Source organism: Rhizobium sp. RSm-3 (assembly GCF_001854685.1).
GTDB lineage: Bacteria > Pseudomonadota > Alphaproteobacteria > Rhizobiales > Rhizobiaceae > Rhizobium > Rhizobium ecuadorense.
Map to the genome: position 1 here is coordinate 1 of NZ_MAWZ01000025.1, position 13,560 is coordinate 13,560.

A 13,560-nucleotide genomic window follows, 5' to 3' on the forward strand; every position below is an offset into this window, starting at 1 on the left:
CAGGGCCAGCAAATCATAACAGAGATCGATGAGAAGATTGCCTACATTTCCACGGCGGAGGGACGGCGTCTGATAGACGACGTTTTGCTCCTTTCTCCGCGTGTGCGCAGCCGGGTCGTTGCCCTCGTCAGCTCGATTGTCGATGAAGAGATGGAAGAACAGAAGCCGGTTGGTTCATCTGCTGGTTCTTAGCTCCCTACCGGTCGATTTTCTCCGCTGCTTCAAGCGAAAATTCGACGCGCAATACCGCCTTCTGTGCTCGCGAAAAATCGGCGGCGACGTGTTCTGCCCGCTCTTGCGCGGCGCGCCGGGCGGCTTTGTGTTGCGCAAGCGATAGGCCGGCATCGGCTTCATGGCTGCGCAATACGGATTGTCGCATCAGCGCGTCCTGAAGCTCGGCGGCGGCGATGACACCACTCTTGCGCAATACGTCGACGACAGGATTGCCGGCGGCCCGGCTTGCCGCGATGTCGAGCGCTTCGGAGGCTTTCGTTTCCCGCTCCCGCGCGCTTTCGGCATCCGCCCGCGCCTCGGAGAGGCTGCGGGAAAGATTGTCCGCCCGCAGGCTGCGGATCTGCAGCAACTGCCTGAGAGATTTCAACGCCTTCATATCAGCCGCTCAGGCACCGTTGTTCGTCGTCAGGATTTCCAGCTGGCCGCCCTTGATGACCTTGATGCTGTCGGCTTGCTGCCGGCTCAGCACGTCTTCGACGGCCTTGGTGAAGACGGCGGGCCCGCGCACCAGCACCAAGCCGCTGGCGGGATCTTCACGCAGCGCATCGTCCGGCAGCAGCGGGAACAGCGCGCGAATGGCGTTTTGCTCGGTCTTCCAGCTGCGGCCGCCGCGATCGAGGACAACGGTGGAGACCTCCTGCTTCGGCGCGATGATGATGCGGCTGCCGTCATAGGCGACGAAGAGATTGCTGGCATCGCCAAGCTTGACAAAGGCCTTGGCTCCGCTTTCCCGGACGGACCAGTGCTCGACCTTGCCGCTCAGCGTCCCGACTGTCGTGACCGGGATGCCGGACATGAAGGACAGCGTCTGGACGACATCGCCAAGCGGCAGGGAGACGACATCCAGGCGCACCTCCCGCTCGCTGGCGCCGGCCGGTGGAGGAAAGGAGGCCAGCAGTCCGATAGCGGCCATGTAAACAAAACGCGCAAACATCTGAGTTTACCTCACGATCCGGATATCGCCCGACAACTAATGAACGAATGAAGGCAGGGCTGCGAAATCCAATCTATTAATAATTATCTGATCTACTGTTGCAGATCATCGGTCCGCTGGGAACAGGACGGATATCCATTTCGCGCATTTGTTGTACATATCGCGAATTAATAACTTTTTAACATAAGCTATTGAATTCGATCTTGAATTCTGCAAGGCTCTGGCCGCCAAAACCATGCAAGGAGTTCAAGACATGGCTAGTACTTCGACACTTGATGCGGGCATCGGCTCGGCGATTTCCGCCTTCAAGTCGGCCCAGAACGAAGCGACCGAGCAGAGCCTGAAGGTTGCAACCGAAATCACCAAGATCAACGGCGTCGCAAACGCCATCAAGAAGATCGGCCCAGGCTGATTGAAACAATGGCGAGACGGGTTCGCCCGTCTCGCTTCCCCGCTCTCGAAGACAATAAAAGCCGCTCGACGGACGGTTCGGGAACAAGATGGTTATGGATCTAGATTCCTCTTCGCCGACATTCAGAGGTAACGCCGGCAACGCTGCGTCAGGCAGCGGCGGACCGGTCTTGCGCATCACGCGTGCCGGGCGCAGCTCCAATCTGCCGCTGACGGCGGAGCGGCAGGTGGTCGGCGGCAGCGCCGATTGCGACCTGATCATCCTCGGCGCCAAACCAGAACCCGCCTTTGCCATCAGTTTGCAGCGCTCCCGCGGCTCCGACACGGTGTCGTTGACCGCGCTGCGGGATGACGTCGTGATCAACGGTCGTTCCATCCCACGCGATCGGACGATGACCCTTACGAAGAGGCAGACCATCTCCTTCGACGGCACGGCCTGCGAACTCGAAGGTCTCGGCGCCGGGCGCGTGCGGTTCGCGCCACGCCGGATTGCGGCTGCCGGCCTTCTCGGGCTGGCGGCGTTGCTTTTGCTGGCCGGGCTTTACAACAGCGATGCGCCGGCTCACGAAGCCCCGCTCGTCAGGGTTTCCGCCGCGCCGGAACCGGCGCCGTCATCGGCGGCAATTGCTGCCGAAATCCGCCAGGTCATTCGTATGGCTCAGCTTCCCCAAGATCTGAGCATCGTCGCCACCGCCGACGAGATTCGCATCGGCGAAGGATCGCGCCCTCTCTGCCTGCCCGACAAGGCCAAGCTGCGCAGCATCATCGCCTCGATGAGCCGGCGCGGTTCCGTTTCCATCGTCGATCTCACCGCCCTCTCTTCCGGTCTCGACGGCTTCGTCGCCGCCGCCGGCTATACGCCCGTCAGATTCATCATCGGCTCCGACGGCCGCCGCTACGAGGAAGGCGATGTCGTTTCGAGCGGCTGGCGGATCAAGGAGATCGGCAAAGACCAGATGACCGTTTCCCGCGACAGTGAGGACGATACGGTCAATTTCGCCCCCGCCGGCAGTGCCGAGCCGAAGCTCGCCGAAATTTCCAGCAGCGAACAAGAATAGGCGATGGCGTCGGAAGCCGGATCATGAAGGTAAGGTCATCCGCCATCGCCATGCTTGCGCAACGCACCGATATGCTGCTTGCGGTGTTTTTCGCCTCCGTCGTGACGATGCTGGTGCTGCCGCTTCCGACAATCGTTCTGGACGTGCTGATCGCTTTCAATCTCTCCTTCGCTTTCGTGGTGCTGATCACCACGACCTATCTGAAGAGCGTGCTTGAAATCTCGACCTTTCCCGCGGTCATTCTGATCGGCACGCTGTTCCGCCTGGCCTTGACGATTTCCTCGACCCGGCTCGTGCTGGCGGACGCCGATGCCGGCGAGATCATCATGGCCTTCGGCGATTTCGTCGTTGCGGGAAATGTCGTCGTCGGGCTGATCATTTTCCTGATCGTGGCGCTGGTGCAGTTCATCGTGGTGACGAAGGGCGCCGAGCGCATCGCCGAGGTCGGCGCGCGTTTCACGCTCGACGCCATGCCCGGCAAGCAGCTCGCCATCGACAGCGACCTGCGTAACGGCCATATCACCACGGAAGCCGCGCAGAAGCGCCGGTCGCGCCTCGAACAGGAGAGCCAGTTCTTCGGGGCGATGGACGGCGCGATGCGCTTCGTCAAGGGCGATGCGGTCGCAGGATTGGTGATCGTCGCCGTCAATCTCATCGGCGGCCTGGCGATCGGTATCTTCCAGAAGGGCCTGAGCTTCGCCGAGGCCGCCCATCTCTATACGCTGCTGTCGATCGGCGACGGTCTGGTGTCGCAGATTCCGTCCATTCTGATGGCAGTCTCGGCCGGTATCGTCGTGACCCGCGTGTCCGATGACGGCAACGGCAGTCTCGGCAGCGATATCGGCCGCGAACTCTTCCGGGAGCCCCGTGCATTGGCGATTGCGGCGGCGCTGACGATCTGCGCGGGCTTCGTGCCGGGATTTCCCACAGGCGTGCTCGGCGCGATCGGCCTGTGTCTGGCGGGCCTTGCCTTCATGGTGCATCGCCGGCGCGCCGGCCCAGCCGCGGCCGGATCGGCAAATGCCGTGGAAAGCGCCAATTCCTATCCGCTCGACAGGACGAAATATGGCGATCCCGTCATCGCCACCGTCGCGGTGGAAACGCTGGCGCGGCTTGAGGCGATGCGACTCGGCGAAATGCTGGACGGGCGGATCCGCATGGCGGCGCGCGCCGTCGGCGTCTCCGTGACGGTGCCGACGTTCAACGCCGATCCCCGCATGGCCGAGGATCTGATCCACCTTCAGGTCGAAAACGTGCCCGCCGGTCTCGTCAGCTGCGGTCCCGAACGGACGGCCGAACAGATTGCCGACGACATCGTGCGCATCGTCCGCCGCCATATCGGCGCCCTGTTCAGCGTCGACGACGCGGCACAATGGCTGGGCAGCCTCGAACCGCGTCTCGGCAAACTGGCGATCGACGTCGCCACCCAGGTGCCGCTGATGCTGACGGTCGCGGTCGTCAGACGCCTGCTGGATTCCGGCCTGACGCTTTCCCAGCCGCGCGGACTGCTGGAAGTGATGCTGCACGCCGGCACCGATCACGCGCCGGATGCCCTGGCCGAAATGGCGCGCGCCGCGCTGGTCAAGCAGATCGCCTTCGGGCTTCTCGACCGGCGCGGATTGCTGCCGGCGCTGGTGCTTCCCGCCGAATGGGACCACTTCATCCGCTCCTATGACGCCGCTGGAGCGACCGAGAAGATCGAGATAGCCGAAAGGCTGCGCCTGCTGGCCGAGAAAGCCAGGCAGGCTCTCGAGGACGCCAACGAGCGGGGATACGATCCCATCATCATCGTGCCGGGCGAGTGGCGCCTGCTCACCCAGACGCTGATGATCCACCACAACTGCCGCATTCCGGTGCTGGCGGCGGAGGAGATCGACAGGGATATAACGATCGAAACCATCGGAGAGATCGGGCAAATCCGGAACGCTGCCGGCTCCAAACAAAGGCCGGGCTGATAGAGCAAGTGAAGTAGACGAGACCAACTGGGGATGAATGCAATGTGTGGCGTAGATGGACAAAGGCCCATAGACTTCGACAGAACCTCCCGTTTCGACCTTGAGTCCGATTGCCTTGGCGGCAGCAATAGGGCCGACACGGATTTCACCGCCATCCGAACCCGCAAGGTCTCGCCCTTCGAAGATTTCTCCGGCAACCCGCCGACGCTGACCTCCTATGTGCCGAAGTCGCGGGAAACGTCGGAAAACGGCATGGATTCCGACCCCAAGGATCTGCTGCGCAAGCACATCAACTGGCAATCCCACTCCAAGAAGGTGGATCCATCCGACGAGAAACAGGCCACGACTTTGCAGACCACGACGGAAAAACCCGACCTCTCGAAAGAGGGCAGCGTCATCGTCGTCAACGAGCCGATCGTCGTGGATGGCGGCGTGTTCGACGGCAAGGGCGCGACCTATACGGCCTCGTCCAAGCTCGGCGATGGCGGCCAGTCCGAAACCCAATCGCCGCTGTTCATTCTCAAGAACGGCGCGACGCTCAAGAATGTCAATCTCGGCGAGAATGGCGCCGACGGAATCCACGTTTATGGCGGCGCGACGCTCGAAAACGTCAATTGGCAGAATGTCGGCGAGAATGCGCTGACGGTAAAAAGCGCCGGCGACGTCACTATTGTCGGTGGCTCCGCCAAGGGCGCGACCGACAAGATCTTCCAGATCAATGCCGACACGAGGTTCTATCTGAAGGATTTCGTCGCTGACGGCTTTACCACGCTCGTGCGCACCAACGGCGGCAAGCAGATCGACGCCGACGTCACCATCGATGGCGGGGCGTTCTCCCACGGCAGCAACGTCTTCCGCACCGACAGCTCACTTGCCAGTGTGACGTTCCTCTCCGATATCACGCTGGACGATGTGAAGAACTGGACGCGTGTAGGTGACAACCAATCGGGCGTCTGAGACGCCCGACCACCGGAACCGCAAAGCGAAGATCAAGCGGGCGGCTTAGGCTCCCGCTTTTCATTGCCGGCCTGGTCCTTGCCTGCGCGGCGGGCTGCTGCGCATTTCCGCGCCGATTTGCCGGCGCGCCGATTTCAGCTTCGGGTCGCCCTGGGTATCCTTGTATTCGCGCCGCGCCTCGGTCTTGGTCATGCGGTGTTCGTGCCTGAACAACGCGCGCGAAATGCGGATATCGAAAAACGCCGCGGCCACCATGATGCCGGCGGCAATGACGAGGATCGAGCCGAGGAGATGGGCTGTCGCGGAGAGCGTGCATGCTTCTCCGCAAAGAGGCGACCAGAAGATGCTGTTGAGGAAATAGAGGATCGCACCGCCGCCGGCGGTGGCGAGCAGGACAAACTTGACGAGCCCCTTGACGAACTCGGCGATGCTCGCGAGCGAAAAAAGCCTCTTGATGCCCTCGAACGGATTGAGCCGGGTGAAATCGAAGCTCATATGTTTGAACGATACGGGAAACCCCTGCCCGTCGAGGATCGACACCAGGATGGTCGCGGCAAGACCCGTGGCAAGCGGCAGCCAGATGAGATCGAGCAGCGCCACGCCGGTTTCGCTCAAGCCGACAGTGACGGCGTCGGAGAGGTCGGCCCGTCCGGCGGACTGCAGGCCGCTATCGAAACTGCGGGTGAAATCCTCGAGGATAGCAGGCAAGCCCCAGGTGACGTAGACGGCGATGGCAAGGACGGAGATCGCAACCGGGATTTCCTTCGAGCGGGGAACCTGGCCCTCGCGCCGGAGCCGATCGAGCTTCACCCGGCTCGGCGGCAGGGTTTTTTCCTCGGTATCGTCATTTTTGGCCATGGGTCACCTCCAGCATGGCTTTCACCTCGTTGAATCCGTCGATCCAGAGATCGTGGAAATAGCTGGAAATAAAGGCCGTGTAGATGACGAGAATGACCACGACCGCGAAGTTCTTGATGGCCGGCAGGCTATCGTTCAGCGGGAATTGTTTCGACGATCGGCCAACGAAGGCCAGCGACAATTCGAGCGCGCAGGTGACGATCATGAACGGGGCGGCAAGCAATCCGGCCGCTTTGAACAGCCGGCCGAATACACCGAGGATCATGTCGAGCGGATCGTCGGGCATGGCGGGCATGAGCTTGAAGAGCGGCCAGAACTCGAACGACTTGTAGAAAATCGCGACCAGATCGATGATGCCGCCGGCGCTGACGAAAAGCACCAGGGCGATCGACATCATCAGCGAACCGAGCGGCGCGGTTTCCAGCGCGTTGATCTGGTCGAAGAGATTGGCGGCATTGGCGCCGCGATAGACATCGGTCATATCACCCGCCGCCTGGGCCGCCCAAAAGGGAATGCCGAGCCCCATGCCGATAAGCGCCCCGAAGCAAAGTTCCTTCATCGAAAGGGCGGCCAGATCGAACCAGGACGTATCTCCGAGAGCCAGCACCGAATAGGCGAAGGCGACGGAGGGCGCCGAAAGGCCGATTGCCAGGCCGAAACGCAGAATGCCGACGATGCTGAACAGCGAGAAGATCGGGAAGATCAGCAGGATCCCGAGCGCGCGGGCGGCGCCGAGCATCGCCGCGGCCGGTACCGCGACCTCGATGCCGACGAGCGGAAGATGATCCGGCCCCATCCGCCCCGCCTCACTGAACCATGGTCGGGAAGTCGTTCAGGATATGAACGGAATGTTCGATCAGCGGCGTTGCCAGCACCCGGCCGAACAGCAGCAGGGTGATGGAGATCACGAAAATCTTGACGATCTGCGCGATGGTCTGCTCCTGGATTTGCGTTGCCGCCTGGAAAATGGCGATGATCAGCCCGAGAAGCGCGGCCAGGCCTAGAATGGGGCCGGCCAAGGCGAAGGTCGCCATGACGGACATGCCGATTTCGGCTGCGACCTGGTCTTCACCCATGACGGCAGGCCTTTCGCGTGGGCGCGGCAGGCGCTCGAACCGGGGCTTTCGTCAAGGCGCGATGCTCACTGCGCATAGGACAGCACCAGACCTTCCAGCAATCGCCGCCAGCCGTCGATCGAGACGAACAGCAGCAGCTTCAGCGGTGTCGACACCACGGTCGGGGACATCATCTGCATGCCGAGCGCCACCAGAATGGCGGAGACGGCGAAGTCGATCATCAGGAAGGGCAGATAGATCAGAAATCCGATTTCAAAGGCCCGCGTCAGTTCCGAAACGAGGAAGCTCGGCGTCAGCACGGTGATATCGTCGGAGGCAATGGGGGTTGCCGGCGCGTTTGCCCAGATCTTCTGCGACGCCTGCACGAAAGAGTCGCGCACCTCGGCGTCGGAAAATTTCAGCATGAAATCCTTCAGCGGCGCTGCCACTTTGATCATGCCGTCCGCCATGCCACTGACCGTGCCGAAATCGCCGCTATGGGCGAGCAACAATTGCCAGCTGTTTTGCAGCACCGGGTTCATCACGAAGGCCGATAGCACGATGGCAATCGCAAAGACCAGGAGATTCGGCGGCGTCTGCTGGATGCCGATCGCATTGCGCACGATCAGCAGGACGACTGAAATCTTGGTGAAGGAGGTTGCGATCACGGCAATGACCGGCAGCATCGAGATCGCCGCCATTGCCGCGAGGCTCTGGGCAAGAGGAAAGCTCTGTTCCATCAGTCGTGCAGCGCCGTGACGCGAACGGCGCTCAACCCATCCACGGAAATGATTTCGCCCCGTCCGATAATGCGGCCCTGGGCGATGATATCGACGGCGTCCGACAATGGCCTGTCGAGGTTGAACACATAGCCCTCGCCGATCGTCTCGAGTGCGCGCAGCGGCAACTCCAGCCGTCCGGCATCGAAGACCAGCTTGATCGGGATGCTATCGACAGGCGACGGACGCGGCTCGCCCTGCAATTCCTGATCGACGGTGTCATTCGTCATGAAATGCCTCATTGGTCCGGTTGGCGTCGACAGGAGCGGCTCGGTGAGGACCGCGCCTTTGTCCGAGCGCATGCAGGTTGCAAGGTAACGTTCACCCGTGATCGCGACCACGGTCTCCGCTGCCCCCCCATCGATGACGATGCCGTCCCCCAATCGCAGGGATTTGATCTGACCGACCGACAGCACGGCATAACCGCGCCGGATGTTGACCGCCGTCGTCAGGGCATTGAGCGTGCGGCGCGGTAGGCGGCTTGCCCAGCCGACGAGGCCGGCAAGGAAGGTTTCATCGAAACGGCCGCTCAAGGGCAGGCTCATGCCGCTCCAGCCGATTTCGAAGCCGAAATTGCCGCTGAAATCCGGCTGCGGCTCTGCACCGATCTGCAGCAGCGACAGGCTGATGCCGATCTTGTTCTCGATTTCCTCGAAGGCCTCGACGAACTGATGTTCGACCACCGCCGCCTGTTCGTGCGGTGACAGTTTTTCCCAGAGGAGCAGCGGTTCAAGCCTTTCGGCCAGCAACCACAATGCGCCGGCCGACGCAATCAGCATCTGCTCCCGTTCGCCGACGCGGCAGAGAATGCCGACTGGATCGGCAATCCGCGCGGCTGCGATATCGGGGGACAGCGGGCGAACGGAAAGCGTCTGCTCCCGGACCGGAATTTGCCAGGCGGCGCGCATCGTCGTGCCGGAACGGGAAAAGAAGCTCCCGGCCATCGATGAGCGGGGCCATGCGGGCGCGGCGATATTCATCGGACAAGCTCCTCGAGCGCTTCGACGATCGCGCCGAACGGCTGCGGCTTGCCCTGGCCGTCAAACAGGAAGCGCTGGATGAGCCCGTGTTTGGCGACGGCCTCGTCGACGGCGGCGTCGCGCCCCTGGCGATATTCGCCGACGCGGATCAGCAGTTCCACCTCGTCATAGAGGGCAAGCAGGGCGCGCAGCCTGTCGGCTGCCTGGCGATGGCTCTCGCTCACCACTGCGCTCATCGTCCGGCTTCGGCTGGCCAGCACATCGATCGCCGGAAAATTGCCTGCCTTGGCAATCTTGTCGGAGAGCACGATATGGCCGTCCAGCAGCGATCTGGTTTCTTCGGCAATCGGATCGTCTTGCTCTTCGCCTTCGACGAGCACCGTATAGAAAGCCGTCATCATGCCGTTTGCGCTGTTGCCGGCACGCTCGAAGATTTGCGGCAGGACGGCGAATACGGAAGGCGGAAAGCCGCGCCGCACCGGCGGTTCGCCGGCGGCAAGCCCCACTTCGCGCAAGGCGCGGGCCATGCGGGTGACGCTGTCGATGACGAGCAGCACGTGTTTTCCCTGCTCGCGAAAATATTCGGCGATCGCCGTTGCCGTCATCACCGCCTTGAACCGCTCCAGCGCCGGGCGGTCGGATGTGGCGACAACCAGCGTCACATTCGAGGGGACGCCTTCCGGCATGTTGCCGGCAACGAATTCGCCGACCTCGCGTCCGCGTTCGCCCACCAGGGCGCAGACGATCACATCGGCCTTGTTGTTGGCGACGATCTGGGACACCAGCGTCGACTTGCCGGCGCCAGGCGCGCCGAAAATACCGATGCGCTGGCCCTGCCCGCAGGTCAGCAATCCGTCCAGGGCGGCAATTCCCGAGGTGAACGGCTGGCGGATGGGACGGCGCGACAAGGGGTTGACCGGCTGGCCGTAGAGCGGCTGCAGGAAACGCGCGTCCTCGCCGGCCGGATTGGCGGAGGGACGCAGGACGTTGCCGTGCGCATCGACGATCGCGCCGAGCAGGAAGTTGCCGACAGAGATCGCCGGCTCCCGGCCGGTCGGGACGATTTCCGTGCGCTGGGAGATGCCGCGGGTTTCGCCGTGAAGCGAGAGAAGTGCCGTCTCGCCGTCGATACCGACGACATCGGCGAGGCCGATGCGGCCCCTGCCCGGCTCATGCAGTTCGCAGAGCTCGCCGATCCGAACCGAGGGGATGAGCGCCCGCACCAGCAGGCCCGAAACACTCGTCACGCGGCCGCTCTGCCGTCGCACGTCCGTCTGTTCGAGCGTCCGCTCCATGCGAAGCAATGCGTCAGCCATGGACGAGGGCCTCGATTACGGTGGCGAGCTGGTCTTTCAAGCCGATCTGGCTTCGTCCCGCCGATGTCTCCAGGACGATCTCGCCGGCAGACATCAGCGGATCCGTTTCGATAGTGATGCGATGATCGATATCCGCAATTGCCTGGGCGATCATGGCGGCATCCTCGGGGGCGACATGGAGGGCGATCTCCTGGGCCTCTGCGGTCTGGGATATGGCGTGGCGGACCAATCGCCTGGTGCGTTCGTCGGCCTCCATCGATCCGAGGATCAATCCGACCGATTTCAGAACCACCGCCTCGACCCAGCTGTCGAGATTGGCAATCTCCTGTTCGGCTTTTCCGAGCGAGGCGGCAAGCCGTGCGGCGGCATCACGAACGCCCTGTTCGAACCCGTCGCGATAGCCGTTTTGGGCGGCCTGCTCGCTGGCGGCTGCAAGTGTGGCCTGGGATTGGGCGGCGTCCTGGCGGGCAGCCGCCAGAATTTGCGCCGCCTCCCTGATCTGGCCGAAGTTTTCCGCCGGAATGATGCGGTCGTGGCGTGCAAATCCCGAGCTCATCGTCCGGCGCCTTCCTGTGTGGAGGCGACCTCGTCGACGGCGGCCGTCGCCAGAACGAGCGCCGGGCTCTTCAACAGGGAAGCCGAGCCGTTTTCGGCCATGTCGCGCCAGCCCGCCCACCGCCATGCCGCAGAGATCCGATATTCGTCTGCCAGAAGCGCCAGCATCGACCAGCCATCGGCCTCGACGACATGCCTTGCCTGCTCGCTCAACAGATCAAGCGGCGGCGTTGCCGTGGAAAGATTGATGTGGCCGAGGGCGAATGCGACCGCTTCCTCGCCGTAGGCGGCCCTGAGCCTCGCAAGGGTCGGGCGATCGACCGCGGGGCAGAAGGCTGCGAGATGATAGGCGAAGCCCGCCCGGAACGCGGCCTTTGCGAGTCCGTCCGCGTCCATGGAAATCAGGCGGCGGGCGCCGTCGGCAAATGTGGCGGGGTCGCCATGGGCTTCTGCGATCTCCGTGAAAAGCCGCCGGTGCAGCCGCCGCGACAGGGTAGACCCATCGGCAAGGAGCGGCGCGGTCCCATCCCATCGGGCGGCCGTCAGCATATCCGCGGAAAGCAGCGCTGCCCTGCGGATCCTCGCCGCATCCGAGATCGCCTCGCCGTCCGAACGCGGCGTGCGCATGCTCAGCGCTCCTTCCGCTGCGGCAACAGCAGCAGCAGGCATGCCCCGATGGCGAGGATAATTGCGCCGATCACGGCCAGATTGGGGGCCTTGAAAGCCGAGAGAGCGCTTTGCACCATCGAGAATGGCGCTGCGGCGGGTGCCGGCGTCACGGTTGCCGCCGGGGCCGATGCTGCCGTTGCCGGCGGGGCCGCCGGCGCGCCGACCTCCGACCAGGGGCTGACCACCACCGAGACATCTTCGTAAGAGAGATCACGGATGCTGTTGACCAGAACGGACCGGCTTTTCATGTCGATCTCGTTGAGATTGGCGCCGGGGCGATATTGCAACACGGCCGCCGCCCTCGCCTTTTCCTTGATGAGCCCGCGGCCGTTTTCCTCCGGCAGCACCACATGGACGCGCGCCGTCGCCACGCCGTCAAGCCCCGAAAGCGTTTCGGCAAGCTGCTGCTCGATGGCGTAGCTCATCCGGGCTTTTTGTTCGTAAGGCGTCACAAGGAAGCCGTTGCCGGGAAAGAGTTCGGCGACATTTCCGAACGACTGACGCGGCAGACCGGCGTCCGCCAGCAACTCGATCGCCCGGGCATGATCGGCTGATTCAGCGGCGATCGCATAGGTCCCGCCCTTTTCGCTCTTCATGGTGACGGAGATGCCGGCGCGTTCGAGCAGGACCTGAGCATCCAACGCATCGCGCTGATCGAGTCCCGTCAGCACGTCCTGGCTGCAGGCGGCGAGGAACAGGCAGAGGGCGAGCATGGCGGCCTTCGGAAGGACTTTGCGCGCGGGCGAAGTGATCGGTGATCTCGCAAGGGCCGATGTGATCATGATATTCACTGGCCCTGCGTCAGCCGTTTGGACGACGACATCACCGACTGGGTGAGTGACGACAGCAGCGTCGTGCCGGTCGCGAATTGCTGTGATTTCTCCAGCCGGTCGATCGATGTCGTGATGTCTTCGATCTTCGGGCCGCTGTGATCCTTGTCCGCGGCAAATCGCACCAGCGGCGTCTCCGGCTGGCCGTTCCCGGCCACCGGCATGAAGAATGCCGACAGCCGGTCGAGAATGCTGGAGGGCCTGGTATTGCCTTCCGGTGAATAGGAGGGCGGGACGGCGTCGGACTCAGGCGCGATCTTGCGGCCCTGGATGTTGGGAATGGAGGTGAGTTCGGTTGGCCGAAGGCCGGCGAAATCCGCCGGCTGCAGCCCGATCCGTTCCGCCACGATCTCCGAGGTCTTCAGCACATTGCCTGTCGATACGCCATCAACGGGCGGCGTAAAGGCGCGGCCGGTAAGTTCTTCTCCGCTCATTGCAATTCCTCAACTCGGTACACGTCAACTGCAAACGATGAACGGGAACGCTACTCGTCGCTGCCTTCGTCGATCGCCTCCTTGGCGAAATTGAAAAGCGAATTGTTCAGCATCAGGGTGTTGGAAATCATGCCTGGCAGAAACGCGTCCACGGCAGCGGAGAGTATCTCGCTCTCGCTGTTCGGATCGACCTTTTTCGTCGTGCTGCCGGTGGTGTCCTTGGAACCTGTCTTATCAGTCGTCAGCCCCACCGAGACAGGGTTTGCAGGCGCCAGGTTCAGGTCGGAATTCACTGCATCTACGGCCATATGAGCACTTCCATCAAGGAGTTATCAAAATGAATGCATGATTTGATATGGATAAAAAAACGGCCGGTCAATTGTTTAAACTTAACCGATGGTTAATTTTCGGAAATTACAATCGGCTTTGACAACTTTCTCGACCTTTATATTAAAATTGAACGTTTTTATCCATAAAGCGCAGCAGATATCCAGATTGCGCATGAAATTCATACTTAAATTTATTGCTATCAAAT

Annotated in this window: 17 protein-coding genes and 1 pseudogene; 5 read left to right on the plus strand and 13 right to left on the minus strand. The window is 62.2% G+C overall.

Translation table 11 applies throughout. The annotated features are described in order from the left end of the window. Positions 1–192 (plus strand): annotated as a pseudogene (locus tag BBJ66_RS21375) (helix-turn-helix domain-containing protein); the annotation flags it as partial. Between the two features lie 4 nt (positions 193–196). On the opposite strand, the gene BBJ66_RS21380 reads toward BBJ66_RS21375, so the two are convergent. Together BBJ66_RS21380 and BBJ66_RS21385 are read right to left on the minus strand one after the other, a co-directional pair. Next, positions 197–610 (minus strand): hypothetical protein, encoded by a 414-nt coding sequence (locus BBJ66_RS21380; RefSeq protein ID WP_008534291.1) that lies wholly within the window; start codon positions 608–610, stop codon positions 197–199. A 9-nt stretch (positions 611–619) separates the two neighbouring features. Then, positions 620–1,168, minus strand: coding sequence for a hypothetical protein (locus BBJ66_RS21385; protein ID WP_008534289.1), 549 nt, complete (start codon positions 1,166–1,168; stop codon positions 620–622). A 253-nt stretch (positions 1,169–1,421) separates the two neighbouring features. On the opposite strand from BBJ66_RS21385, the gene BBJ66_RS35025 reads away from it, so the two are divergent. The 4 genes from BBJ66_RS35025 to BBJ66_RS21400 all read left to right on the plus strand — a co-directional run bounded on the left by BBJ66_RS35025 (position 1,422) and on the right by BBJ66_RS21400 (position 5,549). Then, positions 1,422–1,580, plus strand: a complete 159-nt coding sequence (locus tag BBJ66_RS35025; protein ID WP_004672595.1) for a hypothetical protein — start codon at positions 1,422–1,424, stop codon at positions 1,578–1,580. Between the two features lie 169 nt (positions 1,581–1,749). Next, on the plus strand, positions 1,750–2,637 hold the full coding sequence (locus tag BBJ66_RS21390; RefSeq protein WP_225882925.1) for a SctD/MshK family protein: 888 nt from the start codon (positions 1,750–1,752) through the stop codon (positions 2,635–2,637). A 23-nt stretch (positions 2,638–2,660) separates the two neighbouring features. Then, positions 2,661–4,592, plus strand: a complete 1,932-nt coding sequence (locus BBJ66_RS21395) for a flagellar biosynthesis protein FlhA (protein WP_049731150.1) — start codon at positions 2,661–2,663, stop codon at positions 4,590–4,592. A 42-nt stretch (positions 4,593–4,634) separates the two neighbouring features. Next, the gene (locus tag BBJ66_RS21400; protein WP_049731151.1) at positions 4,635–5,549 is read left to right on the plus strand and encodes a pectate lyase; all 915 of its coding nucleotides are present in this window, start codon (positions 4,635–4,637) and stop codon (positions 5,547–5,549) included. A 60-nt stretch (positions 5,550–5,609) separates the two neighbouring features. Here the strand turns inward: BBJ66_RS21400 and BBJ66_RS21405 are convergent, their stop codons facing one another. From BBJ66_RS21405 to BBJ66_RS21455, 11 genes are all read right to left on the minus strand, one after another. Beyond that, on the minus strand, positions 5,610–6,407 hold the full coding sequence (locus BBJ66_RS21405) for an EscU/YscU/HrcU family type III secretion system export apparatus switch protein (RefSeq protein ID WP_012489462.1): 798 nt from the start codon (positions 6,405–6,407) through the stop codon (positions 5,610–5,612). Continuing rightward, complete coding sequence (locus BBJ66_RS21410; RefSeq protein WP_049731152.1) at positions 6,394–7,203, minus strand: EscT/YscT/HrcT family type III secretion system export apparatus protein; 810 nt, start codon at positions 7,201–7,203, stop codon at positions 6,394–6,396. Before BBJ66_RS21410 ends, BBJ66_RS21405 begins: the two co-directional genes overlap by 14 nt. A 10-nt stretch (positions 7,204–7,213) precedes the next feature. After that, complete coding sequence (locus BBJ66_RS21415) at positions 7,214–7,483, minus strand: flagellar biosynthetic protein FliQ (RefSeq protein ID WP_004672590.1); 270 nt, start codon at positions 7,481–7,483, stop codon at positions 7,214–7,216. Positions 7,484–7,548: 65 nt separating this feature from the next. After that, a complete protein-coding gene (sctR, locus tag BBJ66_RS21420) occupies positions 7,549–8,202 on the minus strand; it encodes a type III secretion system export apparatus subunit SctR (protein WP_049731153.1) in 654 nt (217 codons plus the stop codon). Further along, positions 8,202–9,221: a FliM/FliN family flagellar motor switch protein gene (locus BBJ66_RS21425; RefSeq protein ID WP_049731154.1), complete on the minus strand. Its 1,020-nt coding sequence runs from the start codon at positions 9,219–9,221 to the stop codon at positions 8,202–8,204. Before BBJ66_RS21425 ends, sctR begins: the two co-directional genes overlap by 1 nt. Continuing rightward, positions 9,218–10,537 carry a FliI/YscN family ATPase gene (locus tag BBJ66_RS21430; RefSeq protein ID WP_029875511.1) on the minus strand — a complete coding sequence of 440 codons (1,320 nt, stop codon included), beginning with the start codon at positions 10,535–10,537 and terminating at the stop codon, positions 9,218–9,220. Before BBJ66_RS21430 ends, BBJ66_RS21425 begins: the two co-directional genes overlap by 4 nt. Continuing rightward, the gene (gene sctL / locus BBJ66_RS21435) at positions 10,530–11,093 is read right to left on the minus strand and encodes a type III secretion system stator protein SctL (RefSeq protein ID WP_004672586.1); all 564 of its coding nucleotides are present in this window, start codon (positions 11,091–11,093) and stop codon (positions 10,530–10,532) included. The genes BBJ66_RS21430 and sctL overlap by 8 nt, the downstream gene beginning before the upstream one ends. Next, on the minus strand, positions 11,090–11,719 hold the full coding sequence (locus tag BBJ66_RS21440) for a hypothetical protein (protein ID WP_049731155.1): 630 nt from the start codon (positions 11,717–11,719) through the stop codon (positions 11,090–11,092). The genes sctL and BBJ66_RS21440 overlap by 4 nt, the downstream gene beginning before the upstream one ends. 2 nt (positions 11,720–11,721) lie before the next feature. Beyond that, entirely contained in the window at positions 11,722–12,552 is an 831-nt protein-coding gene (gene sctJ / locus BBJ66_RS21445; RefSeq protein WP_049731156.1) for a type III secretion system inner membrane ring lipoprotein SctJ, read from the minus strand. Continuing rightward, positions 12,549–13,025, minus strand: coding sequence for a hypothetical protein (locus tag BBJ66_RS21450; protein ID WP_004672583.1), 477 nt, complete (start codon positions 13,023–13,025; stop codon positions 12,549–12,551). Before BBJ66_RS21450 ends, sctJ begins: the two co-directional genes overlap by 4 nt. A 50-nt stretch (positions 13,026–13,075) precedes the next feature. Then, positions 13,076–13,333 carry a hypothetical protein gene (locus BBJ66_RS21455; RefSeq protein WP_049731157.1) on the minus strand — a complete coding sequence of 86 codons (258 nt, stop codon included), beginning with the start codon at positions 13,331–13,333 and terminating at the stop codon, positions 13,076–13,078. Positions 13,334–13,560 lie beyond the last annotated feature (227 nt).

Bases quoted from the DNA above. Each gene is read 5' to 3' on its own strand.
- BBJ66_RS21380 (WP_008534291.1), bottom strand. From the start codon at position 610: ATGAAGGCGTTGAAATCTCTCAGGCAGTTGCTGCAGATCCGCAGCCTG.
- BBJ66_RS21385 (WP_008534289.1), bottom strand. From the start codon at position 1,168: ATGTTTGCGCGTTTTGTTTACATGGCCGCTATCGGACTGCTGGCCTCC.
- BBJ66_RS35025 (WP_004672595.1), top strand. From the start codon at position 1,422: ATGGCTAGTACTTCGACACTTGATGCGGGCATCGGCTCGGCGATTTCC.
- BBJ66_RS21395 (WP_049731150.1), top strand. From the start codon at position 2,661: ATGAAGGTAAGGTCATCCGCCATCGCCATGCTTGCGCAACGCACCGAT.
- BBJ66_RS21400 (WP_049731151.1), top strand. From the start codon at position 4,635: ATGTGTGGCGTAGATGGACAAAGGCCCATAGACTTCGACAGAACCTCC.
- BBJ66_RS21405 (WP_012489462.1), bottom strand. From the start codon at position 6,407: ATGGCCAAAAATGACGATACCGAGGAAAAAACCCTGCCGCCGAGCCGG.
- BBJ66_RS21410 (WP_049731152.1), bottom strand. From the start codon at position 7,203: ATGGGGCCGGATCATCTTCCGCTCGTCGGCATCGAGGTCGCGGTACCG.
- BBJ66_RS21415 (WP_004672590.1), bottom strand. From the start codon at position 7,483: ATGGGTGAAGACCAGGTCGCAGCCGAAATCGGCATGTCCGTCATGGCG.
- sctR (WP_049731153.1), bottom strand. From the start codon at position 8,202: ATGGAACAGAGCTTTCCTCTTGCCCAGAGCCTCGCGGCAATGGCGGCG.
- BBJ66_RS21425 (WP_049731154.1), bottom strand. From the start codon at position 9,221: ATGAATATCGCCGCGCCCGCATGGCCCCGCTCATCGATGGCCGGGAGC.
- BBJ66_RS21430 (WP_029875511.1), bottom strand. From the start codon at position 10,537: ATGGCTGACGCATTGCTTCGCATGGAGCGGACGCTCGAACAGACGGAC.
- sctL (WP_004672586.1), bottom strand. From the start codon at position 11,093: ATGAGCTCGGGATTTGCACGCCACGACCGCATCATTCCGGCGGAAAAC.
- BBJ66_RS21440 (WP_049731155.1), bottom strand. From the start codon at position 11,719: ATGCGCACGCCGCGTTCGGACGGCGAGGCGATCTCGGATGCGGCGAGG.
- BBJ66_RS21450 (WP_004672583.1), bottom strand. From the start codon at position 13,025: ATGAGCGGAGAAGAACTTACCGGCCGCGCCTTTACGCCGCCCGTTGAT.
- BBJ66_RS21455 (WP_049731157.1), bottom strand. From the start codon at position 13,333: ATGGCCGTAGATGCAGTGAATTCCGACCTGAACCTGGCGCCTGCAAAC.